This is a genomic window from Phytoactinopolyspora halotolerans, assembly GCF_010550675.1.
GTDB lineage: Bacteria > Actinomycetota > Actinomycetes > Jiangellales > Jiangellaceae > Phytoactinopolyspora > Phytoactinopolyspora halotolerans.
Genome location: NZ_JAAGOA010000003.1, coordinates 185,925 through 210,887, shown reverse-complemented (window position 1 = coordinate 210,887; position 24,963 = coordinate 185,925). Strand labels below are relative to the sequence as shown.

The following is a 24,963-nucleotide window of genomic DNA, read 5'->3' as shown; positions in this document are numbered from 1 at the left end:
ACAGCAATGCGTGTTCTTGTCACCGGCCACGACGGCTACATCGGCACCGTCCTGGTGCCTCTGTTCAAGCTCGCCGGCCACGAGGTGGTCGGCGTCGACAGCGGCCTGTTCTCGCGGTGCCGGTTCACCCCGGAGCTCGAGCGCCCCGACCACGAGCTGTGGCTGGATATCCGCGACCTGCGCGAAGAGCATTTCGAGGGCGTCGACGCGGTGATCCACCTGGCCGGGATCTCCAACGACCCGTTGGGCGACCTCAACCCCGAGACCACCTACGACATCAACCATCTCGCCACGCTGCACGTCGCCCGGATGGCCAAGGCCGCCGGCGTGACGCGGTTCGCGTTCTCGTCGTCGTGCAGCATCTACGGCGCGCACGGCGACGACGTGCTGGACGAGACGGCCGAGTTCCTGCCGGTCACGCCGTACGGCGAGTCGAAGGTGTTCAGCGAGCGGGACCTGACCGAGCTCGCCGACGACGATTTCAGCCCGACGTTCCTGCGCAACGCGACCGCCTACGGGGTCTCGCCGCGGCTGCGTGGAGACCTGGTGGTGAACAACCTGGTCGGCTACGCCGTCACCACCGGCCAGGTGCTGCTCAAGAGCGACGGCAGCCCGTGGCGGCCGCTGGTGCACATCGAGGACATCTCGCGTGCGTTCCTCGCCGTCGTCGAGGCGCCGCGTGAGCTCGTGCACCTCAAGGCGTACAACGTGGGGCGCACCGATGAGACGTACCGGATCCGCGACGTCGCCGAGATCGTCGCCGACGTCATCCCCGGATCGACGGTGAGTTTCGCCGATGGGGCCGGCCCGGACAAGCGCAACTACCGAGTGGACTGCTCGCTGATCGAGCGGGAGTTGCCCACGTTCCAGCCGCAGTGGACGGTGCGACGCGGCGTGGAGGAGCTGTACGACGCCTACCTGCAGGTGGAGCTGAATGAGGCGACGCTGACCGGCGGGCATCTGCAGCGGATCAAGCACATTCTCGCCCAGCAGGAGCAGGGGTTGGTCGACTCCGAGCTGCGCGTGGTGCAGCAGAAGGGGGCCGACCATGTATGACCGGGTGCCACCGTGCCGCTCCTGCGGCGGTGCCGGGCTCAAGCCGTTCCTGTCCCTGGGTAAGACGCCGCTGGCGGACGCGCTCGTTTCCGCGGACCAACTGGACCAGGTCGATCCGGCGTTCCCGCTGGACGTCGCGTTCTGCCCAGGCTGCGCGCTGGTGCAGATCCTGGAGGAGGTGCCGGCGGAGCGGCTGTTCGTGGACAACTATCTGTACTTCTCGTCGTTCTCCGACCATCTGTTGCGGCATGCACGGGAGCACGTCGACGGGCTGGTCGCCGCCCGCGGGCTCGGACCGGAGAGCTTCGTCGTGGAGCTGGCCAGCAACGACGGATACCTGCTGCGCAACTTCGCACCGCACGGGGTGCGGGTGCTGGGCGTCGACCCGGCGCCGGACCAGGCGGCCGCCGCCCGCGAAGCCGGTGTGCCGACCGTCGAGGAGTTCTTCGGCGTGGAGCTGGCGAAACGGATCCGCGCCGAGCATGGGCCGGCGGACGTGATCATCGCGAACAATGTGATGGCGCACGTGCCGGCGCTCAACGACTTCGTCGGCGGCATGGCGGAGCTGCTCGCCGACGACGGCGTGATCACTGTGGAGAACCCGTGGGTGAAGGACCTGGTGGACCACGGCGAGTTCGACACCATCTACCACGAGCACTTCTGCTACTACTCGTGCACGTCGGTGGACGCGCTGGTGCGGCGGCACGGCATGTACCTCAACCACGTGGAGTACTTCCCGGACCTGCACGGCGGCACGCTGCGCTGGCATATCGGCAAGCGGGAGGACATCTCGGCCGACGCGCGCCGGATGCTGGCGGAGGAGCGGGCGGCAGGCGTGGCGGGGTTCGCCTACTACGCCGACTTCGCCGACCGGGTGGAGGACGCGAGGTCCGAACTGCTGACGTTGCTGGACCGGCTCAAGGCCGACGGCGCGTCGATCGCGGCGTACGGGGCGGCGGCCAAGGGCAGCACCATGCTGAACTACCTGGGCGTCGGGACCGAGATCCTGGACTTCGTCGTCGACCGGAACACCTGGAAGCAGGGCAAGTTCATGCCGGGTGTGCACGTGCCGATCCGGCCGGTGGAGGCGCTGCTGGAGGAGCAGCCGGACTACGTGCTGGTGCTGGCGTGGAACTTCCTCGACGAGATCCTCGCGCAGCAGGACGAGTACCGGCAGCGCGGCGGCCGGTTCATCCGCCCCGTCCCAACCCCGGAAGTGATCCCATGATCATGAACAGTAACCGTCCATATAGCACGGAAAGTGCTCATGATCACGGCGCTCAGGATCATGGGGCGTGTCCGGCGTGCGGATCGGGCGCGACACGGGCGTTCTACCGGTGCGGCGACGTCCCCGTGCACAGCTGCCTGCTGGTGGACGACCAGCAGACCGCGCTGGAGTTCCCGCGCGGTGAGCTGGACCTGGCGCTGTGCACCGAGTGCGGCTTCGTCTTCAACCGGCTGTTCGATCCGTCGCACAACGCCTACTCCTCGGACTACGAGGAGACGCAGGGGTTCTCCCCACTGTTCCGGGAGTTCATCGCCGACCTGGCCGCACAGTGGGTGCAGCGATACGACCTGGCCGGCAAGCGCGTCGTGGAGATCGGCTGCGGCAAGGGCGAGTTCCTCGCCGAGATGGTGCGGGCCGGTGTCGCCTCGGGCGTCGGCGTGGATCCGGGCGTGCATCCGGAACGCATCGACGCCGACGTCGCGGAGAAATTGACCTGGGTGAAGGGGTTCTTCCCGGAGGACTACCCCGAGCTCGACGCCGACGCGGTGATCTGCCGGCACACCCTCGAGCACATCGCACCGGTGGCGGAGTGGATGCGGACGGTGCGGGCCGCCATTGGGGACCGCACCGACACGGCCGTGTTGTTCGAGCTGCCCGACGTGCGACGGGTGCTGGACGAGGGCGCGTTCTGGGACGTGTACTACGAGCACTGCTCGTACTTCACCACCGGCTCGCTGGCCCGGCTGTTCCGGCGCACCGGGTTCGAGATCCTGCGCGAGTGGACCGCGTACGACGAGCAGTACCTGATCATCGAGGCACGCCCGACGACGAGCGGCGAGGGCGGCCTGAGCCCGGTGTTCGCGCTCATCGAGGACGACATCGCAGCGGTGTCGGAGGCCGCCGATCGGTTCGCCGCCGCGCACGCGGAGATGATCGGCCGCTGGCAGACGCGGCTGCGCGAGGTGGCCGACGCCGGCGGTCGCAGCGTCATCTGGGGATCCGGCTCCAAGGGTGTCGCGTTCCTGGCCGCGCTGGGCGACGACGCTCCGCTGGTCGACGCCGCCGTCGACATCAACCCGTTCAAGCACGGCCGGTACATGGCCGGTAGCGGGCACCGCATCGTGGCGCCCAAGGAGCTGACCGAGATCCAGCCTGACCTGGTGATCGCGATGAACCCGGCATACCTCGACGAGATCGGCCACGACCTCGCCGGGCTGGACCTGCAGACCACTTTGGAGGCGGTGTGACGGCACAGACGTCGTGTCTGGCATGCGGTGACGACCGGCTGGATCCCGTCGCCGACCTGGGCGACGCCCCGGTGCTGACCGGCGCGCTCTTCCCGACGCGCGAGGCCGCGCGCGGCGCCGTGTGTGGCCGCCTCGACCTCGCCGTATGCCTCGACTGCGGCCATGTGCAGAACGTTGCGTTCGATCCGGCGCTCGTCCAGTACGACGTCAGCTATGACAACTCGCTGCACTTCTCCGCCACGTTCCAGCAGTACTCGGACGAGCTGGTGGCGCGGCTGGTGGACGAGTGCGGCATCCGCGGCAAGCACGTGGTGGAGATCGGCTCCGGCAAGGGTGACTTCCTCGCGTCGCTGAGCGAGGCCGGCGGGAACACCGGAATCGGATACGACCCGACCGTCGCACCAGACACCACCATCCCGGGCGTCACACTGGTACAGGACTACTTCAGTCCAGGAGACCAGGTCGAGAAGTATGAACTGCTGGCCTGCCGGCATGTGCTGGAGCACCTGGACCATCCGGCCGCGATGCTGGCGTCACTCGCGGAGTCCGCTCCGCAAGAGGCGTTGTTCTACTTCGAAGTACCGTCGGCGGAGTTCAACTTCGGCCCTGACGGGCTCTGGGACTGCATCTACCCGCACGTCTCGTACTTCTCCACCGAATCACTGTCTGCACTGGTGAGGCGTAGCGGTTTCGAGATCGTCTCGCTCCGCCGATCCTTCCACGGGCAGTTCCTCTCCCTCGAGGCGCGTGCTCGTCCCGACGCCGCTTCGTCCAGCATCACCACATCCGACACCACCTGGACCGGTGCCGACGTGTCCTCGAGCGGCCGCACGGGCGACGTCGAGACACATCTCGCGCTGGTTCGAAGCTTCGCCGAGCGCTGGCGGTCGACCGTCGCCCGCTGGCAGGACGAGGTCGTCACACTGCGAGAGCGCGGCGAGTCCTTGGCGGTGTGGGGTGCCGGCTCCAAGGGCGTGAACTTCGTCAACGCCGTCGATCCCGATGGCCAGGTCACCGTCGTCGATCTGAATCCGCGCAAGGACGGGCACTACCTGCCTGGTGCTGGACACCGCGTCGGGCTACCCGAGTCTCTGGCCGGCCGCGCGGTATCCCAGGTACTGATCACCAACCCGGTCTACTACGCCGAGATCTGCGATCAAGTCGCCCAGCTGGGTGTCGTCGCTAAGGTGGTGACGGTCTGATGACCGCCTGGCCCCGCATGTGTGGGAGGAAACGGTAAATCATGGCTACCTTCAGACGACGCTCGTCGGCGCTGGTGCTCTCTCTGCTCCTTCCAGCAGCGGCGCTCATCGCGAACAGCACGAACGCGGCGGCAACCACCGGATTCGTGTCGGACGATTTCTCGGCGGGCCTCGATTCTGAAGTCTGGACAGTCGTCGACCCTGTCGGCGACGGCACGTCAGGGGTAGCTGGTGCGGGAACCAGCGCACGACTGGAACTGTCCTTGCCCGCGGGCACTTCCCACGACCCATGGGGCACCAACCGCGCTCTGCGTGCCGTCCAGAACGTTCCAGACGGTGACGTCGAGATCGAAGCGAAGTTCGACTCCGTCCCGTCTGGCAAGTTCCAGATGCAAGGTCTGTTATTCGAACAGGACGCCGGCAACTGGCTACGTTTCGACACATACCACAATGGCTCGTCGCTCTACGTCTTCGCCGCCTCCACAACGGCAGGCAGTTCGAAGAGCATGCTCAGCAAAGCGATCACGACCTCGCCCGATTCAATCTGGCTTCGTGTGACGCGCTCGGGCTCGACGTGGACCTACAAGTGGTCTGCCGACGGCGAGAACTTCAACACTGCGGGCAGTTTCTCCCGATCGATGAACGTCACGTCCATCGGTCCTTTCGCCGCCAACCACAATTCACCCAAGTCAGCCTCGCCGGCGTTCGCCGCTGAGGTCGACTACGTCATCGATACCTCCGCGCCGATCCAACCGGACCCAGAACCCGACCCAGACCCCACGACCGACCCAGAACCCGACCCAGACCCCACCACGGACCCAGAACCCGACCCAGACCCCACCACGGACCCAGAACCCGACCCAGACCCCACGACCGACCCAGAACCCGACCCAGACGTCGTGCGCATCATGCCCGTCGGCGACTCCATCACGCGCGGCGCCACGAGCGCGGGCAGTGGCATCCAAGGGACCTACCGCTACTACCTCGACGATCACCTGAACGACAGCGAGGTCGATTTCGATTTCGTCGGTCCTTACGATTCTCATCCGGCGGGCGACCACCTCGCTGAGGGCGAGTGGGATCACGATTCGCTCTCCGTTCAGGGGTGGACCACCGGTCACTTACGCGACAACATCGCCGCCGGGGTTACGGACCACGATCCCGACGTCGTTCTTCTGCTGATCGGCATCAATGACCTCCGCGGTGCCACGATCACGCCAGAAATCGCGGCCGAACGGGTCGATACCGCGATCGCGAGAGCCCGCAACGTCAAGCCCGATCTCGCGATACTGATCGCCGAAATCCCCCCGGACTCGATGAATACGGCCAAAGTCACCGCGTACAACGCTGAGCTGCGTACGTTGGCAGCAAACCGCACCTCGGGCGCGTCCCCGATCCATACGGTCGATATGAACACCGGCTACGAGGTTGCGGTACATGCCTACGACGGTCTCCACCCCAACGCCGTGGGCGACCGGCTCATAGCCGATCGGTGGGCCGAGGCGCTGGACACCTTCCTGGACGTCGGCGACGGGCCGCCCGAGACGGGCGACTCCACTCCCCCGGTCATCTCCACCGTCGACGTTGATATGGCGCCGGGAACCGCTACGATCACTTGGCAGACCAACGAACCTGCGACCTCCGCAGTGGCGCACGGCGCCACTGCGGCCTACGGCAGCGGCACCATCTCTGCCGATTCGCTGGTCACGGACCACACCGTTACACTCCCAGACCTGCAACCATCGTCGACTTACCACTATCAGGTGATCTCCACCGACGAGTCCGGCAATATCGCCACCACAGCCGACGCGACATTCACGACGCCCGACGAGGGGCCGCATGCCTCGTCCTCCGTCATTCGCTCGGATGACTTCTCCAACGGGCTCGACGACGCCGTCTGGACGGTCGTCGACCCGATTGGCGATGGGTCCTGGCAGGTAGCCGGCCAGGGAACCGACGACGCACATCTCGAGCTGACGGTGCCCGCCAGTACGTCTCACGACGCCTGGGGTGCGAATCGCTCGCTGCGGGCGATGCAGGACGTAACCAACGAGGATTTCGAGGCAGAGGTACGTTTCGACTCCGTGCCCAGCTCGAAATACCAAATGCAGGGAGTCATCGTCCAGCAGGACGCCAGCAACTGGATCCGCTTCGACACATACTTCGACGGCACGTCCCTGCGCGTGTTCGCCGCGTCGACCACAGGCGGCAGCTCAGCGGCCAAGATAAGCAAGGTGATCCCGGCGGGGGCCACGTCCATGTGGCTGCGGGTTAAGCGGACCGGCTCGACCTGGACGTACAGCTGGTCGGCCAATGGGGTCTCGTGGACGGAGGCGGGTTCGTTCACCCGCGCCCTCAACGTCACATCCGTCGGTCCGTTCGCAGCGAATCACAATTCACCAGCGTCAGCGTCGCCCGCGTTCACCGCACGTGTCAACTACGTGATCGATACGGAGGACCCCGACCCGCCAGAACCGGGGAATTACACGCTCACCACCCAGACCATCGGCCAGGGCAGCATCGTGTCGACCCCTGACGAGACTTCGTATCCAGCCGGCGCCATGGTGGAGCTGGAGGCCGTGCCGGCGGACGGCTGGTCCTTCACCGGGTGGTCCGGCGCGCTGTCAGGCGCGTCGAATCCTGCCTCGGTCACGATGAGCTCCCACACCACGGTGTCCGCCACCTTCGTCGAAGATGGCCAAGAACCCGATCCAGGAGACGGCCCTGCCATCGACGTGTGGAACGGTAACCAGCAGACATTCGGCGCCAACGGTCGACCCCAACGGTGGGTGAACGTCCTCGGCAACGTCAGCCACCCAGACGGGCTCTCATGGCTGCGTTTCCGCCTCAATGGCGGCCCGCTGCGCAACCTGAAGATCGGGCCGGACTTGCAGCGACTGCAGTTCGCGGGCGATTTCAACGTCGAGCTCGACTACGCGGAACTGGCGGGAGGGGCGAACACGGTGGAGCTCATTGCTCGTAGCACCTCAGGTGTCGAGAACTCTCGCACCGTGACCGTGACAAAGGAATCCAGCACTGTTCCGAGTCTTCCGTTCCAGGTGGACTGGAGCGACGCCGCCGCGATCAACGACGTCGCACAGATTGTCGACGGCAAGTGGTCTATCAACTCGGGTGCTCTGCGGCCGACGGAGCTCGGCTACGACAGGGTGGTCGCGCTCGGCGACATTTCGTGGACGGACTATCAGGTCACAGTGCCGCTGACCGTGCACGCACTCGGACCCGACAGCGGTACCCCGCAGAGCGGTGCCCCGCTTGTTGGCATGGGTCTGCGCTGGCCCGGTCACACTACGGGCAGCTCCGGCCAGCCCAGTACGGGCTTCTATCCGGTCGGTGCATACGCCTGGTATCGGTGGCAGCTGACTGGGCGTACTGAACTGACGGGCAGCGGAGGTACGCCACTGCACCGGATCAATCACGTATCACTGCCACTCGGTGTGCCACACGTGATGAAGGCATCCGTGGAAACCGTGACCGGCGGCTACCGATACCGATACAAGATGTGGCCCGCTGCGGAGCCCGAACCCGGATGGCAGATGGAGATCGTCTACGACGGCGGCACGGCCTCCGGAGCCGTCGCACTGATCGCCCATCACGTCGACGCCTCTTTCGGCAACGTGGTCATCGAGCCCATTCAATGAACCAGCGACGAACGAAGTACCAAGGAGCCCACACATGACGCCAGTCGACCGCCCCAGGGTGACCGTCGGTCTCCCGGTCTACAACGGTGCGCGCTTCCTGCGAGAGACACTCGACAGCCTCCTAGCCCAAACCTTCGAAGACTTCGAGCTCATCATCTGTGATAACGCATCGACGGACGACACGCCACAGATCTGCAAGGAGTACGCGGCCAAGGACAGCCGAATTCGCTACGAGCGTCAATCAGAAAACGTCGGAGCTGCGGCGAACTACAACCGCACATTCGAACTCGGGACTGGTGAGTTCTTCAAATGGTCAGCACACGACGACCTCTGCCGACCGCGGTTCCTTGAAGAGTGCATGGCCGCGTTCGACGAGGCAGGCGGGAACACGCCGGCAGTGGTGCATCCGAAGGCCGTTCTCATCGACGAATCGGGGGAACTCATCCGCGCCGACACCGACGAACTGGCCCTTGACGCCGAGGATCCCGTGACACGGTTCAGGCATGTGATCCGCAACGTGCGGGCCGCCAACACCGTCTTCGGGCTGTTCCCACGAAATGTGCTCGAGAAGACGCAGCTCATTGCGCCGCACGAGGCCAGCGACTGGATCCTTCTCGCCGAGATCGCGCTCAACGGACCGATTGTCTGCCTTGACGACGTCCTGTTCGAGCGGCGAATCCATGACGACGCTTCGCTGCGCGCCATCAAGCTCAGAGGTGGAGGCAGGCGCGAAACGGTCGCTTGGTGGGACACGCGCCGGGTGCGGCTTAGAACCTTGGTTCCGTTCGACGTACGCACCTCCTATGCGTTGTTCCGCGCGGCGGCCAGGGCACCTCTTGGACGGCGGCAGCGTGTACGCGCTTGGATGGTGGTCCCCCGGGTGTACTGGACTCGGCTGATCCGTTTCCATGGCGGCCGACTGAAGCGGCGGCTACGCGGGGAGTCCCTCAACAGCCCCGCTGTCATCTCGGGCGAGAGTTGAGCCTGCCCCGGGTGACCTCGATGAACTTCGCGACATCTCGCATGTCGGCGGCGTGAGTCCGGAGCCAGTTCAGGTCCCGCTCCCACCAGCGGGACTCCAAGAGATCATTGATCTGTGCAGGATCGAACCGGTAACGGATGATCTGTGCCGGGACCCCACCGACGATCGCGTAGGGCGGGACGTCCCGGGTCACGACGGCTCCTGCGCCGATGATGGCTCCGTGGCCGATGGTGACGCCACCCTTCACAACAGCGCCCGCTCCGATCCACACGTCGCTTCCGACCGTCGTCCTGGTCAGCTCATGGTGCTGGTCCTCGGCGACCAGGTCCCAGCCGTATGCCGGAAGGTGACGGTAGAAGGCCGGGTGTGTGGAGACGAAGTCGGTCGGATGTTCCGCGAGCCCGATGATGCAGTAAGGAGCGATCGAGCAGAACCTGCCGACATCAGTCAGGCTAATGCGGGATCCGACCTCGATGTATGTGAAGGCTCCGATATGAGAGCCTGCGATATAGGCCGGGCCACCAATCCTGCAGTTGGGTTCGAACGCCGTGTTCTCGGCTATGCCATAGCCGAAGTCCGGCCCCAGGGAACGAAGGCCGAATTGCCTCCTCAGACGGCGGCGGGACAAAACGTACCGCACGCCAGACGGCAGTAACAGATCCGCTGCCTTTTTGACACGCGCTCTCATCGACCTGCCAATCGTCGGACTGTCCCGATCAATGCAGATACGCCTGGTTTGTCCGTATGCTCGAACCGCCGGTACATGGTCTCCGCTCGTTCCACGGCCGAGCGGACCAAAGGTGAACTCAAGGCGAGCGATCCTTCGTACCAGTGCTGCCATCCGAGATTGGGGAAGCGCCCGCTCGCGATCTCGCTCCCGACCGTTCGCCAGGTATAGCGATATGCAAGGGGCCGCGGAGCCGACCCGGAAGCCTGCGCGCCCTCGAACGGGAAGGAGCCCCAGGCCCCGGCCTCGCCCGCGCTCGGGCTGGTCCAGAACATTTCCAGCACGTCGCAGGAGGCATCTCTGACGTCGGCATACGGGTCCACCAGATCCTCATTCAGAACCAGGTTGTCCACGAAGTTCGCGATAGCGGCGCGCATGGTGAGCAGTCCCCAGCTCATTGTGGCGTCGTCGCTCGGTGTCGCCAGCTCAGGGATCACCCGCCCGTTCTCTCTGCCATAGCCGACCACCGTGCCGTGATCGGCCGCACAGAACATCTGGACGCAGGTCCCGAACCCCCGCGCACGACGTATGCCGCGTCCGCGTCGGTGATCGTACAGATAGCATTCCGTGTCCCGGACCCACGCCGGCTCGTCGTCCGGCGTCACCAGGCCGGCATCCTCCGGACGGTCAAGACCCATCATGAAGATTCGGGGCGGAGCGGCTCCCGCCGCGCTGACAAGCGCGTGGACCGCTCTTACCTGACTACCCACGCCGCCGAAATCGACGATGCCGTAGGGCTCGCCATCGAGCAGGCCGTCTTGCTTCAGATAGTCGAGCACCAGCTCCCGGCGCGCGGCGGCACGGTCCAGAACCATCTGCCTGACCGGACCGTCGTATTTCAGGTGCTCCCGCATCGCCTCGCCGACGGCGGCACCGGAGACCGGCCTCGTCACGGTGCGATCGACGCTCAGCAGATGGCGCACATCGTCCCACTGGAGATCGAACCGGTCGAGGACTTCGTCCGGGGACAGAACACTCAGGTCACGGAAGACCCAGCCGGTCTCTTCCTCGGTGGCCCCGAAGGTCGCGGCCAGGTTCGTGGATCTTCGGCTCACGTAGAGATATGTGAGCTCGATCGGCAGGTCCAACGCCTTCACCAGGCGGCGGGCGATATCCAATATGACCTGGCCGTCGCGGGCGAGAAAGACCACTCGGCGCAACGACAGCCGCTGCGCGCGGAGCAGGATCCACAGCACGTATCCGACCAGAGCCGGGGCGGCGACACCGGCCGCGACGTCCCGGATGGCCCGCTCGTGTGGGTTGCCGGCGTCGGTGGAGAGCCGGGCCAGGCGGCTCGCGCCCGCGAATGCTGAGCCTAGGCCCGCCGTGCCATACGAGCTGGTGGCGAGGCTCTTCTCGTACCGGTTCAGCCGCCCGTCTGGAATCCACCTCGCGTGCATGCCGGTCTTGATCGGCATCGCCACATCCGAGTGCGGATGGTCACCCACATGCAACACGCCCGAGGCAGGCTGGCCGTCGGTCAGCATCCGGGTGAACAGTCGGCCTGAGGCCTTGGACTCGGCCAATTCAGAGGAGAGAAGGCAGCGGGCATTCGACGAGAACACGCCCGCGGTCTGCAGACGGGACTCGATGAAGGCCCTCGGAAAGTAAGTGTCCGACGTGAACACAATCTTCTGTTTCTGCTCCACGCAGAGTTTCAGGAGCCACTTCGCCGCGGGTACCGGGCGGGAGATCTCCGCCTCGAGTTCCAACTCTGCCTCGACCATCGACGTCACCAGCGATGGGTCCATACCCAACCGGTGAACTGTCTCCTCGTAGAACTCGCCCAGGCCGGCGTGCGAGTCGAGGCCTCCGTCTCGGCGCCACACGGCGCGTTCTGCGGCGACACGTGCGCGAGCGAAGACCTCCGCGTCAACCGTCAGGACGCCACGCTGACGGAGGCGGCGGCCCAGCCAGTGGAAGAGATCGAACGGCTCACCGCACGCACGTGTCAACACCGTGTCGAAGACATCGACCGACAACACGTCCGGCCGAACCGAACCGGCGCCGAGTAAGCCGGCCAGTTCATCAAGCGACAACGCCCCGCGAAACGCAGCGCGCCGGCGCATTGGAGAGTCCCCCACGATCATTGCCCCCCAGCAAAGTTATCCCGCAGCGGTACAACGCCTACCCGCTAGGTCACACTCTAGCCGCTATACGGATTTTCATCTCCCAACCGACGAGTGTGGATGAATACTCCCTGAGTGAGATACGCTGCCAATGCCCGCCATCGCGGGCGAGGCGGTCTGTCCAGGGGGGAACAGTGCGCGCTCTCGTAGCCATTGCGCATCACGGAACCAAGAATCGGCGCCACCTCGACCGCATGCTGGCGGAGTTCCGGTCCATGGATATCGACGTCACCATGGTCATACTGGCGGAGACCGCCAAGGACATCGCGGACGACGTCGAAGTCCGGGTCGGCCTGCCCAACGCCAACCCATGGTCACTTCCCTTCGCCCATCGTAGCTTGTTCCGCGAGCGTCGCGACGACTATGACCTGTTCATCTACGCCGAAGACGACACGCTCATCGAACAGCGCCACGTCGATGCGTTCCTGCGACTGTCCGAGGCTCTCCCCGCCGCCTACATCCCTGGCTTCATGCGGTTCGAGGAATGGCCGGATGGCCGTCGCTCAATGTCCACCGTGCACAGCTACTACCGGTGGGACCCCAGTTCGGTGTTCGTCAAGGACAACCGGACTTTCGCGCGCTTCACCAACGATCATGCGGCCTGCTACATGCTGACCCGGGAACACCTGGGCCGGATCATGGACTCGGGCGGCTACCCGATGGCGCCACACGAAGGCGAGTACGACATGCTCGTCTCGGCCGCCACCGATCCGTACACCACCTGCGGTCTAACGAAGGTCCTGTGCCTGGAAGAGATCGACGATCTCCTGATTCACCACCTCCCCGATGTATACCTGGGCAAGCTGGGCATTCCTGAGGAAGACTTCCGGCTCGAGATCGAGGCGGCCATCAAGCTCGGCCGTGGTGACCTCGACGACGCGCAGCTCATCGAACCACAGCTTCCGGCGCACGTCGTCTCCTGGAGCAAGCACACGTACCCGCAACCCGCTTCGCCGGTGCTCAGCGTTCTGCGCACGCAACCAAAGCGAATCCTGTCGCTGGGCACGGTGTCTGGGGTCACCGAAAGTACATTGGCAGCGGCCGGTATCGCCGTCACGGCGATCCCGGTGGATTGCATACAGGGGGAGCTCGCCGCGAGCCGCGGTGTCGACGTCCTCCCGCCCCGTGTCCCGACTGAGGTGGAGATCCGATCTCTGCCCTTGGTCGACACGATCCTTGCTCTCGATGTTCTCGCATATTTCGAGGATCCGGTGGCGGTCCTACGAGCTGTCAAACCCATACTGCGCGCTGGGGGGACGATAGTCACCACTGTTCCCGATCATCGCCGTTATGCGCTTCGCAACCGACTGATGCCGCGGTCTGCAAGGGTTCTTCCCGAGACCTGGCAACGCGACGGTATGCACAGGACCGACGCCCGGGCCCTAAGAGGGTGGCTCGAGTCCGCCGGATACCGGATCACCACCTTGGATCGACGGCACGCCAGCCGACGTGAGCCGCTTGGCACAGGAGGGCTCACGTCGAAGCTGACGGGCAACACGCTCTTGGCGGTCGCGGCCGATGCCTGACCCGCCACGGGTCACGAGTGACGCCCCCGAGATCGCCCGTCCCACCACGACGTTCGGCCGGGCGCTCTCGTGGTCTTACCTGCTCTCGGGCGGCCGAGTCGTGGTCAACCTCGTCGTCTCTCTGGTGCTCGCTGCCTTGCTCGGCCCCGAGGCCTACGGGTTGGTCGCGATCGCCCTCGTCTACGTCTTCTTTGTCGAAATGGTGGTACGCCAGGGCCTGGTGGCGGCAATCGTCCAACGCCCGAACCTGACCAATCTGCACCTCGACGCCGCGTTCTGGATGACGCTGGCGGCGATGGTCGTGCTCATTCCCATCACCCTAGTGCTCAGTCCCTGGTGGGCGGCCGTCAACGGGCTGCCTGACCTCCAAGCCGTCGTCGTCGGGCTGTCGCCGTTGCTCATCATGAAGGGCCTGTCCGTTGTTCCAGAGGCGCTCATGCGCCGCCAGATGGAGTTCCGGCTGCTGGCTATTCGCGCCAACGCCGCCGTCCTGCTTGGCGGAGCAGTCGGCGTCGGCTCCGCATTTGCGGGCGCCGGGTACTGGGCCCTTGTCGCCCAACAGCTCGCTGCCGCCGCGGTTGAGGTCGCGTTGCTCTGGGTGGTCAGCGACTGGCGACCGCACCCACGGTTCTCCCGGTCCGCAGCCCGGGAACTGCTCGGATTCTCGGGCCACTCAGCCCTCGCCGGGTTCGGTGTATTTCTCTACCAGCGCGCCGACGCCTTGCTGATCGGCCTGTTCTTCGGCCCTATCGCCGTCGGCTTGTACCGAATGGCGCTGCGGTTCACCGAAATGGTCCTTGAACTCACCACCGGCGCCATGATGACGACCTCACTATCGGAGCTGTCGCGGTATCAGGAGAATCCACACGCGTTCCGGGACCGGGCGCTCTCCATCATCCGGCTCGGGACAACTATCACGGTGCCGATGCTGGGGGTGCTGGCTGTCTGCAGCGAGCCGCTCATGCGCCTGATCGGACCAGAGTGGGCAGCCGCGGCCGGACCCATGAAGCTTCTGTGCGCCCTCGGAGTGACCTTAGCGTTCGCCACATATACCGGCCCCCTTCTGCAGGCCATGGGCCGCCCGGGGGTACTCGCGGCGACCACGTGGGTAGCCGGATTGCTCAGCGCAGCGTCCTTCATCATTCCAGGACTCCTTCTGCAGGGCACCGGCACGCAGGAACAGGTGCTCGGCATAGCTGGCAGCCGCCTACTGACGTTCACCGCCATGACGGTACTGATCCTGTTCCCGCTCTGGCGCAAGACGATCGGGTTGTCCGTGCGAGACGTTCTCAAGTCCGTCGTTCCCGTGCTCGCAGCAACGACGCTCGGGGCGTCGGTCGCCTGGCTGATCTCGACAACGTCACCTTTCACCGGCGGCAATGCATGGATGTCCGCGATCGTCGTCGCAGCGCTGGCCGTCGTGGTGATCGGCGGCACGGCCGTCCTGTTCGAGCCCTTGGCCCGTCGGCCGTTCACGGTCTTATGGCCCACGGTCTTCAAGCCCAAGTCCACGGGGCGCCATAGACGAGGCCGCGCCACCGGGCCCGTCCACACACCGGGCGTAACATCCGGCGGACCTTGACGCCGGCCCGTGATCCGCGAATCTGCTCTGACGCGTCCTAGAGCAGCTCGGCGGCCGTCATCGAGGATGCACGAGGGGGATACGGATGAGCAAGACCAGCGATGGCGGGCAGGCTCATGCAATGCGCGGCTTGACGTCGCTTGTGGCGGTGCTGCTTCTCGCCGTGCCAATCGGCTGCGCCGGTGGCGGCGCGAACGAAGACCAGAACCCCGGCACTCCGTCCGACGCAGACGGTGCCAGCGGAGCAGCGTCCGGGGGTCAGTCTCCAGCGACGGCGGACGCCAGTGCTTTTCCGGATGAGTCCACAACGGGTGTGACGGACGAGTCGCTCCTCGAACAGAGCGAGCCGGTGACGTCCTCACGCGACAGTGAGGTGATCGAGAACTTGGAGATCACCGGATCCATCATCGTCGAACACAACAACGTCACCATCCGCAACGTCCGCGTTCATGGCGCCGGCAACTACGCGATAGCCGTGCCGCATGAACTCTCCGAAGAGATCTCTGGTCTGGTGATCGAACACTCCGAACTGATCGGCGTCTCAGGAGAACGATCAGCCGGAATAGCACCCTTCGGCTCCTGGACAGCCCGCCACCTCGACATCTCCGCATTCGAAGACGGCATCAAAGTCGGCAGCAACCAAACCATCGAAAACTCCTGGATCCACGACCTGCACACACCACCCGGATCACACTCCGACGGCATCCAATCCACCGGCGGAACCAACGTCACCATCCGCGGCAACCGCATCGAAGGACCCTGGCAAGGCCAAACCTCAGCCATCATCATCCAAAGCAACAACGGCCCCGTCGACACCTACACCATCGAAAACAACCTCCTCTCCGGAGGCACCTACACCCTCTACCTCCGCGACAAAGGCACCGGCCACGGCGCCCCACGCAACATCACCGTCACCAACAACACCTGGACCAACAACTCCTGGGCCTACGGACCCACCTCCACCGACCAAGGCCCAAACTGGACCTGGAACAACAACCACACAGACACCGGAACCACCATCGACTAAACGACGTTCATCCACCATCAGAATCACGCCAATATTGTTGGACATACAACCACTCTCGACTTTTACATTCCCCACTAGCGATCTTTCACAACGATCGTATAACGTTACGGGCGATTTGTACTCGAGGCCTAGGGGTTCCCTTGTCCCAACACGCCAGCTCGCGGAAATCGGCTCGTATCGCCAGACAGCGCAGTCGCCGCAGGTTCCGGATATTGGCGATCCTCGCTGTTGTTGCCGCAACAATCCTGGCCGGAACAGCTATCCTGCCTCAACAAGCGGAAGCGATCGGCGTCCCCAACGACGTCGACCTCACGCCGAGTGAACAGATCATCGTTACAGAACCCGGTACGGTCATCGACGCACTCGAAGTGCACGGGTACATATTGATCAAAGCCGACAACGTGACGATCAAGCGAACGAGAGTTGTGCACCGCGGATACCACAGCGTCAGAGTTTTTCCTGGCGTGAGTGGCACAATCATCGAGGACTCAGAAATTGAGTGCGGCGATCCATCACGCACCAATGGTCTAGTCTTCGGAAATTATACCGCCCGCCGTGTAGACGTGACTGGCTGCCGCAACTCGTTCATGTACTCCGGAAGCAGTCCTGCGGTGATCGTTGACAGCCGTGCCGACGGCGACGAGGTCAACGTGCTCCCCGAACCGCCACTGCCGGAGGCGACGAGGACCCCGACACCCTCGGGCAGCCCAAGCCCCACAAGTACCGCATCGCCGAGCCCGATCCCCACGCGATCGAGTCCTCCGACTGATCCGACCGCTATTCCGACGCCGAGTCCAACAGGCCCGAACCCGTCGCCCACGGCTACACAGCCCCCGACAACGGACCCCGACCCGGACCCGACCACGGACCCCGACCCGGACCCGACCACGGACCCCGACCCGGATCCGGAACCACCGGACAACCCAAACCCCCCGTCGGTGAACGGCTTCCCCGACGAGTCGAACACAGGCGTTCAAGACGACACCCAACTCAAACCGAGCGGATCACTCACATCAACACGTGACGGCCAAGTCATCGAGAACTTGGAGATCACCGGATCCATCACCGTCGAACACAACAACGTCACCATCCGCAACGTCCGCATCCACAGCACCGGACACTACGGAATCTCGATACCCGCAGCCCGCGCCGGCAACGTATCAGGTCTGGTGATCGAACACTCCGAACTGATCGGCGTCTCAGGAGAACGATCAGCCGGAATAGCACCCTTCGGCTCCTGGACAGCCCGCCACCTCGACATCTCCGCATTCGAAGACGGCATCAAAGTCGGCAGCAACCAAACCATCGAAAACTCCTGGATCCACGACCTGCACACACCACCCGGATCACACTCCGACGGCATCCAATCCACCGGCGGAACCAACGTCACCATCCGCGGCAACCGCATCGAAGGACCCTGGCAAGGCCAAACCTCAGCCATCATCATCCAAAGCAACAACGGCCCCGTCGACACCTACACCATCGAAAACAACCTCCTCTCCGGAGGCACCTACACCCTCTACCTCCGCGACAAAGGCACCGGCCACGGCGCCCCACGCAACATCACCGTCACCAACAACACCTGGACCAACAACTCCTGGGCCTACGGACCCACCTCCACCGACCAAGGCCCAAACTGGACCTGGAACAACAACCACACAGACACCGGAACCACCATCGACTAAATGCGGCCGCGCTCACCAAGGGCCCGTAACGCCCGACGACGCCGTCAACAGTCACGCTCGACGAACAGCGCCTTCACCATAGCGCCGTTCTCGTAGACCACCCGGTACATCTGCTTGAGGAAGTTCTCCCGCATAGCCACATAAGTCGCATGGCCCGCGTAGCATCGATCGAGCCGCATCCGAGCGCGTACGCTCTGCGTCGCCGTCGACACCACTAGAAGTTCCTCCCAGCCCCGTTCCCGGGCAAGCTCCGCGAAAGCCCGAGCCTCACCACGAGTGGTCAAAGGGTCTGGTGTCAGGCACAGAACCTCGGCCCCGGCCGCACCAGGTGGGCATCTGTTGACGTCCTCAGTCGATATCACCAATGTGGGAGCCAAACCGTCGGCCATCAGCTCGGCGGCGTATCCGAGGCGATCACCCGGTCCACCGAAGACCACTATCGCGTCGGCCTGGCCGGACTCGTCAGTCGGCGGGAGTAGGAATACGCGAATCTGCACGACGGCCACGAGGACCAGCGCCACGGCCAGCCACACCCGCCGTCGTGCCGGCATCTATGAGCCTGAACTCTGGAAACGGTGCGGTGCGAACGCCTCGTGTCCGCGGAGGAGAGCTCGCAGTGCGGCTCGGTGTTTTGGCCGACCCAAGATCGCGCGGAGCGCCTCGTTGAGCGTGACAACGCACCAGAATGCCGCGCTCGCCACCCGCCCGTGCCGGCGCCGGTACAGCCTCGTCCTGTTAACCGCCTGAAGACTCCACAGCCACGGCGAACGCTGCATATCGCCGCCCTGATGCGCGACCACCGCATCCGCAACGAAACGCAGCCCGAAGCCGGCATCACGCACTCGAAGCGCGTACTCAGTCTCCTCCGAGTAGAGGAAGAAGTCTTCGGCCCACCACCCAGCGGCGTCGATCGCCGCCCTGGACACGAACATGGCGGCGCCGGTAGCCCAGTCCGATCGCGCACCGTCGGTGTAATACTCACGATCGTTGATCATCTCGCCGAACGACGAGAACCGTCCGGCCCGTCTGCCGCCAAGTACCGCTTCGCCGAGGGCACGCAGAAGGGTGGGTTCGCGCCGCAGGGAGAATGACAACAGCCCGTCGGGATCCACAATCCGTGGTACAGCTATACCCACGTCGCCAGCAGCTTGCGTCGCCGCGAGCAAGCGGCTCACGGACTCCGGAGCGGGAACGGTGTCAGGGTTCAAGACAAGGACGCCCTGCGATCCGTTCGAGCATCGCATACCGAGGTTGATCCCTGCACCGTAACCGATGTTCCCACCGGCTTTCAGAACAGTGGCCCAGGGCGCGATTTCTCGCACCAACCGCACGGTCGCGTCAGAGGAGTCGTTGTCGACGATGATCACCCTGGCTGTGCTGATCCCTTCCAATGCGGCCGGCAATGCCCGGAGGAACGGCTCGACAATCGTCGCGCTGTTGTACGTGACCGCCACTACCACGACGTCCGGCTCGGAATCCACGCCCAGGTCATCAGCAGCTCGCACGGCGTCGGGGGCCACGACGGCGGCCGTGCGTGTCGTATCCTGCGTTTTCGTCGTCGAGGCGCTCATCGGCCGGCCCCATCCTCAGCGGACGCTTGACCGGCCCTGGATTCCGGTACGCGCAAACCGCGCCGCTTAATTCGCTTCAATGTTCCACCAACCGAGGAAATCTTGGTACGAAGGTCCAGCCGAAGCCACGGGCGGAAGGAAGGGAGCCCAGAGAACGTTGGCGCCGGTAGCCCGACGAGCCGCATCGTCAAGACGCGCGCCCATACCGCGCCGCGGGTGCTCGCGAGGTTCGGCTGAGACTGTGGCAGCCGCTCGAGCGGAATCGGGTGGCCCTCGAGCGCTCCGTCTCTCAGCGCTGAGTGCAGGGCCTCTCGACCATTCTCAGTCCGCACTACCACCAGGGAACGGCCCGGTTCGCCTTCTTCGAGCTTCCGGTACCACGGGTCACCCACCGACAGGTCGGCGAACTCACCGGTGTGGTCGGGGCAGATCATGCAACGCCACTGTCGATGCTTCTGCAGCGTCTCGCCCCAGGACTCCTCGTAGCTGAAAGACTTGGTCTCGCCGTTCTTGGTCGTGATTCGGAACCGTCCGGGCCAGCCTTCGCCACGGTAGTCCACGCGCCGGACATCGGCCGGATCGGTTTTCAGGCGCCGGACGACCTCCTCGGTGCCACGGGTCGATGGCGTGCCTGCGCAGAAGATGCCGATGGTGAGGGCAAGTTTATCGCTAAGAGCGGGCCGGGCTTTCGACGCCGAAACGGTAGCCGCGATGTCGCACGGCTTGCCGACCACGACGCACCGCCCATCGGCTGATTCGACCAAGTCCAGCCGTTCACACGGGCTGGCCGGTGAGTAGCGCGAACCCGCAGCGCCGATGATCTCGTCGTAGCCGCGGTTGAGGACCGTCTCGTTCTCCAACGGAGCGTCCTTCTTCGCCTGGACCTGGAGCGCCCCTACAGCCGAACCGGAAGCAACGGCATGAGCCGACAAGGCACTGATCACTCCTCCGGACGAACCGCGGTGCCGCACCTCGGGATCCGTGGACCAGCATTCGTACAACTCGAGGATCGGCCCCCACTCCCCGCGGAACGGAGCATCGTCTAACGCGTCCTTGTCGTGCTGGAGCCGCGCCCCCGGACACGCACCGATGCCATTTCCGTTCGCGCCGTTGACGGAAACGACCGGCAGCGGCCGTCGGCCGAACTCAGGGACGTCCACCATCCGTAGCGCGTCCGGTTCCAAATACGCGCAGGCGCCGCACCCGGTGCACAGGTGCGCGTCCACGACATCCTGGATGGTGGCAAGGTTTCGCGGCGTCACGCGATGGCCCCCAACGCTCGCCCGGATTTCCAGGCCCGCACGTCGGCGAGAATGTCGATCATCTGGCCACGTGCCTGCCGGACCACCTTCGGTACCCGCGCGTCGAGCTTAGGCTTGACGTCGGCACGGATGGCGAACGAAGCGGTCATGGCTTCGACCGCCGCCGCCCCGGACACGGTCCGGGCGTCTACCACGTGGTCGCCCATGCCGCATGTCTCAAAAACTCCGCGGGTCTTGTCGCTGTACGCGTAACCGCACGCCGGTACGCGCGAGGACAGCGCTCCGATGGTGGCATGCATGCGGCTTCCGACGAACCAGTCGCACTGACCTATGCACCATTTCAACTCCGCAGCATCAAGCTCGGCGGGTACCACTGTGATCCGCGCGCTAACGCCGTCGGGAAGCCGGGCCAGGACCGCCTCGATCGCCGCGACGTCGCTCTCCCCACCACCGCCAGGCACGTGCACATGCGGCACCAGTAGGACCCGGGCTCCCGTATCGACCAGCGCATGGACCAGGTCGGTCATCGTTGAGATGTAATTACCCGCCAGACCGAATCGGCCGACCGCCGCGTCATCCCGAAGGAGACCGCTGATGTTCACTCCGGCTATCGGGCCGTCGGTCAACTCCTCAATCTGCTCCACGACTCCGTTCATGGGTCTCCTGGGCTCGAGCGCGAACGCCACGTCGACACCACTGCGAAGTCGCGAGAAATCAGCGGCCGACCCGGCGAGCTCAAGAAGACGCTCGTAGCTCGCGGCGTCGCGTGCATAGGCGAGAGCTGCGGACCGTACAAGCCTCTCCGCCCGCTGCCGCCCATCAGGCGTGTCAAACGGCCCGTACGTCTGTGGTAACAGGACCAGCGGGCGGCCCACACGTAATGCCGCCTCTTTCGGCGCAGAGACGGCACGAAGCCGACTCCGCCCATATAGGTCCGTGAAGCTGTCTCCACCACTGATGTCGAGCACCGCGTCGGCATGAGCTATCCGTGTGGCGGCCGGGTTGCCCAGTACTCCCAGTCGCTGAGCGACTCGGATCTGCGCCCAGCTCTCTGACCGATGCCATCGGCGCGAGAGGCGCACGCCGACGAACTCGACGTCGGCCCGCCGGTAACGACCGGAGTTGTCCGGCCGGACACCCCACCCGTCGTCGAAAGCGCTCAGCCGGGAGCCGGGCGCCTCCGTGTCGATGACGTCGAGCACTGATCGCCCGAGCGCCTCCACCCCTCGATTGCCATTGCCGATTGAGGCACCGGCAAGGCACAGTTGTATGCCCCCCATGCTGGACAGTATGCCTGACCTATCCCGTTTGCGCGATACAGCTCCGCTAGCCGACTACGCACTTGAAGCGTACTATGAACGCGAATGCGCACATTCAGTCTGATCGGTACCGCGTAGCAGCGCAGGACGCTTGGGGGCGCAGCTGCTACGCGCTAGGGGGGCACGTGGATGTCTGGCGAATCACCATTGCCGCGCTACGGCGCTGGTACGTTCTCTTTCCACTCTTAGCGCTCACCGGGTTCGCTGTGATGGCCGCGGAGGGTCAGGCGGCACCCGAGTACGAGGGACGCGCCTCGGTGATGCTGTCGCCCTCAAGAGGCTTTCCGGAGGCTCCCAATCCGTACAGCAGTATCAACGGGGCGCAAGAGGCATTACCCCTGGTGCTGAACGCAACAGAGACCAGGCGACAGATCGCCAGCGATGGTCTCACTGCGAGCTACGAAGTCGCCGCTCCTCCACGAAGCACGATCATCCACATCACGACCCGCGGAGAGACACCAGGAGCCACCGAAGAGGTCGGCCAGGCTGTTATTGACAAGGCAGCGCAAGAACTGTCCACCAGGCAAGACGAGGCCGAGGTGCCCGAGAGCGAGCAATACACGCTAGAAGTGCTCGAGACGCCGACTGTCATCGCGACCGTAGAGACCAGCCAAGTGCGAGTACAGGCAGTCGTCGGTGTCCTCGGCGCGGGCCTGTCCATCCTCGTTGCTGTCGTCTTCGACGACATCATCGGGTTGTACCGCAGATCGCGCGCAAAGCGACGCAGACGAGCGAGCAGAAAGCTCACCGAGACCCCTGAGGAGAATCCAGACCAGCTCACCCTCGACGACATTCCGGTAGTCGAACTGGAACTAGTCAAGCCCGACTCCGACGCCACAGAGAAACCTCGGAACACCCACTCCACGGACAATGGCGCAACGACGCCTGCGCATATCGCCCGGCCCGCACGGCTGAGCCCCAGCCGTTCGCACTCCTCGCTGTTGGCGGAGGCATATGCCGAGGCGAACTTCCACACAGGTCCTTCGAAGCCGTCCGACGAGGAGCACCCGGCGGCCGTCGAGGAGGAGCCATCGAGCGACGCCTCCGAATCTGAGCTGAACGCAGACTGGGAGCCGGCGGCAGCCCGGAAACATGGCGAATCCTCACAGCCGGGATTGAACAAGCCGTCATGATGGGGTTGCGGTCGAGCCTGTTGGCCAAAACAATCGATCGGGGACGGTATACAACCACGCACGTGATCGAAGGCCGCTACTCGGCCTGGCAGCCAAGTCTCCTTCGATCGTTGCCTAAGGCGAAGACCACGCGCTCCGATAACTGGCAGCCCATGATCATCGGATCACGTCCGCTGACCGCCCTCATTTTGCTGGTCATATTTCTGGCACTGCAGTTCCTCATCCCTGCGCGCCTCGTCATCGGTGGTATGGGCGCCATCGGACGGCCATCTGTCGCGATCGGGTTGCTTCTCTTCTTCCTCTGGACGCTCGCATTCCTGACTCGACGAGGACTCCCGGACGGCGCACAGCCTGTCCGCTGGATCATCGGCGGATACGTAGCGTTCCAGCTGTTCGGCTATGCCGTCGGAATCGATCGAGGACTACCAGAGATTGAGGCGAGCAGCGCCGATCGGTGGATCATCTTCACGTTTGCGATGGCTGGCGTCGCCCTAGCCACCGCCGACGGGATGCGCACACGCCACGAGCTGGACCGCTTACTCAGAGCGTTGGTCGGCTTCGCGGCCGTCATGGGGGTGATCGGCGGACTGCAGTTCACCCAGGTGGTGGACATCACCCAGTATGTGAGAATTCCTGGGCTCCGGCTCAACGCGGCGCTCATCGGTGTGGCTGAGCGCGGAGGACCTGGATTCCCGCGGGTCGCCTCGACAGCAACGCACTACATCGAGTTCGGCGTAGTCCTAGCAATGGTGCTGCCGCTCGCCTTGCACTACGCGCTGTTCGCCACGGTCCGGCGACAGCGAGTGTGGCGCTGGCTGGCCGTCGCCGTCATCGCGGTCGGCATTCCCTTCTCCATCTCCCGTTCCGCGACGCTCGCGGTGGGGTTGGCGCTGGTGCTGATGCTCAGTGTGTGGCCATGGCGGCAGCGGTACAACGCGCTCGTCATCGCAGCTTGCGCCATCGCAATGTTCCACGTCGTCCAGCGGGGAGTGTTAGGAACCATCAAGTCCCTCTTCGCCAACGTCGAGAACGATCCAAGCGTCCAAGATCGGATCGCACGGACCGATTACGTGTTTGAGCTCTGGGCCGAGCGCCCGTGGATCGGCAGGGGCGCCGGCACGTTCATGCCCGAACGTTACATTCTTCTGGATAACCAGCTCTATATGACACTGCTCGAAGGTGGTGCGGTCGGTCTGGCCGCCCTTGTCGTCTTCTTCCTGGCGCCGTATTTCGTCGCGCGAAGCCTTCGATTGCGGGGAGCGGATCAGGAGACTCGTCACCTTGCTCAGGCACTCGCCGTCGTCTTGCCGGTCAGCTTACTTGCGAGCGGCACATTCGACTCCTTCTCTTTCGCGACGTTCGTCGGGGTGCTCTTTGTAGTCATCGGCGCCATCGGGGCGCTGTGGCGCATCGACGGAGGCGGTGGCGGGCGACGGCCGTTACAGGTTGCGGCACTTGGAGACCGCCTTGTCGCCACACCTTGGATGGCGAACTGGAGCGGCGCAGGCAGACGGTCCAAGAGCGAGTCACTGTCCACGGGATGCAAACACGGTCTAGGATGAGGCATTCGGCCGATGATGGGGGTTTCGGCTGTAAACATCTGGGGGAAAGATGGTCGGTTCCAGGGG

18 protein-coding genes are annotated in these 24,963 nt (G+C 64.6%); 12 read left to right on the top strand and 6 right to left on the bottom strand.

Annotation, left to right across the window (positions count from 1 at the left end; genetic code table 11):
- Positions 1-6 precede the first annotated feature (6 nt).
- The 6 genes from G1H10_RS05515 to G1H10_RS05490 all read left to right on the top strand — a co-directional run bounded on the left by G1H10_RS05515 (position 7) and on the right by G1H10_RS05490 (position 9,374).
- Positions 7-1,056, top strand: coding sequence for an NAD-dependent epimerase/dehydratase family protein (locus G1H10_RS05515; RefSeq protein ID WP_163733867.1), 1,050 nt, complete (start codon positions 7-9; stop codon positions 1,054-1,056).
- The gene (locus G1H10_RS05510) at positions 1,049-2,284 is read left to right on the top strand and encodes a class I SAM-dependent methyltransferase (protein ID WP_163733864.1); all 1,236 of its coding nucleotides are present in this window, start codon (positions 1,049-1,051) and stop codon (positions 2,282-2,284) included. The genes G1H10_RS05515 and G1H10_RS05510 overlap by 8 nt, the downstream gene beginning before the upstream one ends.
- 125 nt (positions 2,285-2,409) lie before the next feature.
- Complete coding sequence (locus G1H10_RS05505; protein WP_216852928.1) at positions 2,410-3,531, top strand: class I SAM-dependent methyltransferase; 1,122 nt, start codon at positions 2,410-2,412, stop codon at positions 3,529-3,531.
- The gene (locus tag G1H10_RS05500; protein WP_163733859.1) at positions 3,528-4,733 is read left to right on the top strand and encodes a class I SAM-dependent methyltransferase; all 1,206 of its coding nucleotides are present in this window, start codon (positions 3,528-3,530) and stop codon (positions 4,731-4,733) included. The genes G1H10_RS05505 and G1H10_RS05500 overlap by 4 nt, the downstream gene beginning before the upstream one ends.
- A 41-nt stretch (positions 4,734-4,774) precedes the next feature.
- Positions 4,775-8,392: a DUF1349 domain-containing protein gene (locus tag G1H10_RS05495; protein ID WP_163733856.1), complete on the top strand. Its 3,618-nt coding sequence runs from the start codon at positions 4,775-4,777 to the stop codon at positions 8,390-8,392.
- A gap of 34 nt (positions 8,393-8,426) precedes the next feature.
- The gene (locus G1H10_RS05490; protein ID WP_163733853.1) at positions 8,427-9,374 is read left to right on the top strand and encodes a glycosyltransferase; all 948 of its coding nucleotides are present in this window, start codon (positions 8,427-8,429) and stop codon (positions 9,372-9,374) included.
- Here G1H10_RS05490 and G1H10_RS33825 read toward each other — a convergent pair.
- Both G1H10_RS33825 and G1H10_RS05480 read right to left on the bottom strand, forming a co-directional pair.
- Entirely contained in the window at positions 9,355-10,014 is a 660-nt protein-coding gene (locus G1H10_RS33825; RefSeq protein WP_312856536.1) for a CatB-related O-acetyltransferase, read from the bottom strand. The genes G1H10_RS05490 and G1H10_RS33825 overlap by 20 nt on opposite strands.
- A 44-nt stretch (positions 10,015-10,058) precedes the next feature.
- On the bottom strand, positions 10,059-12,170 hold the full coding sequence (locus tag G1H10_RS05480; RefSeq protein WP_163733847.1) for a hypothetical protein: 2,112 nt from the start codon (positions 12,168-12,170) through the stop codon (positions 10,059-10,061).
- A gap of 275 nt (positions 12,171-12,445) precedes the next feature.
- Between G1H10_RS05480 and G1H10_RS05475 the strand changes: the two genes are divergently transcribed.
- The 4 genes from G1H10_RS05475 to G1H10_RS05460 all read left to right on the top strand — a co-directional run bounded on the left by G1H10_RS05475 (position 12,446) and on the right by G1H10_RS05460 (position 18,050).
- Entirely contained in the window at positions 12,446-13,756 is a 1,311-nt protein-coding gene (locus G1H10_RS05475) for a class I SAM-dependent methyltransferase (RefSeq protein ID WP_163733844.1), read from the top strand.
- Entirely contained in the window at positions 13,749-15,338 is a 1,590-nt protein-coding gene (locus G1H10_RS05470; protein WP_163733841.1) for a lipopolysaccharide biosynthesis protein, read from the top strand. The genes G1H10_RS05475 and G1H10_RS05470 overlap by 8 nt, the downstream gene beginning before the upstream one ends.
- A gap of 85 nt (positions 15,339-15,423) precedes the next feature.
- On the top strand, positions 15,424-16,365 hold the full coding sequence (locus G1H10_RS05465; protein WP_163733837.1) for a right-handed parallel beta-helix repeat-containing protein: 942 nt from the start codon (positions 15,424-15,426) through the stop codon (positions 16,363-16,365).
- Positions 16,366-16,577: 212 nt separating this feature from the next.
- Positions 16,578-18,050, top strand: a complete 1,473-nt coding sequence (locus tag G1H10_RS05460; RefSeq protein WP_163733834.1) for a right-handed parallel beta-helix repeat-containing protein — start codon at positions 16,578-16,580, stop codon at positions 18,048-18,050.
- 44 nt (positions 18,051-18,094) lie between these two features.
- On the opposite strand, the gene G1H10_RS05455 is transcribed toward G1H10_RS05460, so the two are convergent.
- The 4 genes from G1H10_RS05455 to G1H10_RS05440 are packed head-to-tail and all read right to left on the bottom strand — an operon-like array spanning position 18,095 to position 22,163.
- Positions 18,095-18,601: a YdcF family protein gene (locus G1H10_RS05455; RefSeq protein WP_163733831.1), complete on the bottom strand. Its 507-nt coding sequence runs from the start codon at positions 18,599-18,601 to the stop codon at positions 18,095-18,097.
- A complete protein-coding gene (locus tag G1H10_RS05450; protein ID WP_163733828.1) occupies positions 18,602-19,621 on the bottom strand; it encodes a glycosyltransferase in 1,020 nt (339 codons plus the stop codon).
- Positions 19,618-20,847, bottom strand: a complete 1,230-nt coding sequence (locus tag G1H10_RS05445; RefSeq protein WP_216852927.1) for a Coenzyme F420 hydrogenase/dehydrogenase, beta subunit C-terminal domain — start codon at positions 20,845-20,847, stop codon at positions 19,618-19,620. Before G1H10_RS05445 ends, G1H10_RS05450 begins: the two co-directional genes overlap by 4 nt.
- A 32-nt stretch (positions 20,848-20,879) precedes the next feature.
- Positions 20,880-22,163 (bottom strand): polysaccharide pyruvyl transferase family protein, encoded by a 1,284-nt coding sequence (locus tag G1H10_RS05440; RefSeq protein WP_163733823.1) that lies wholly within the window; start codon positions 22,161-22,163, stop codon positions 20,880-20,882.
- Between the two features lie 164 nt (positions 22,164-22,327).
- Here G1H10_RS05440 and G1H10_RS05435 point away from each other — a divergent pair, with 164 nt between their 5' ends.
- Together G1H10_RS05435 and G1H10_RS34425 are read left to right on the top strand one after the other, a co-directional pair.
- The gene (locus tag G1H10_RS05435; protein ID WP_163733819.1) at positions 22,328-23,335 is read left to right on the top strand and encodes a YveK family protein; all 1,008 of its coding nucleotides are present in this window, start codon (positions 22,328-22,330) and stop codon (positions 23,333-23,335) included.
- Between the two features lie 62 nt (positions 23,336-23,397).
- Complete coding sequence (locus tag G1H10_RS34425; RefSeq protein ID WP_216852926.1) at positions 23,398-24,897, top strand: O-antigen ligase family protein; 1,500 nt, start codon at positions 23,398-23,400, stop codon at positions 24,895-24,897.
- Positions 24,898-24,963 lie beyond the last annotated feature (66 nt).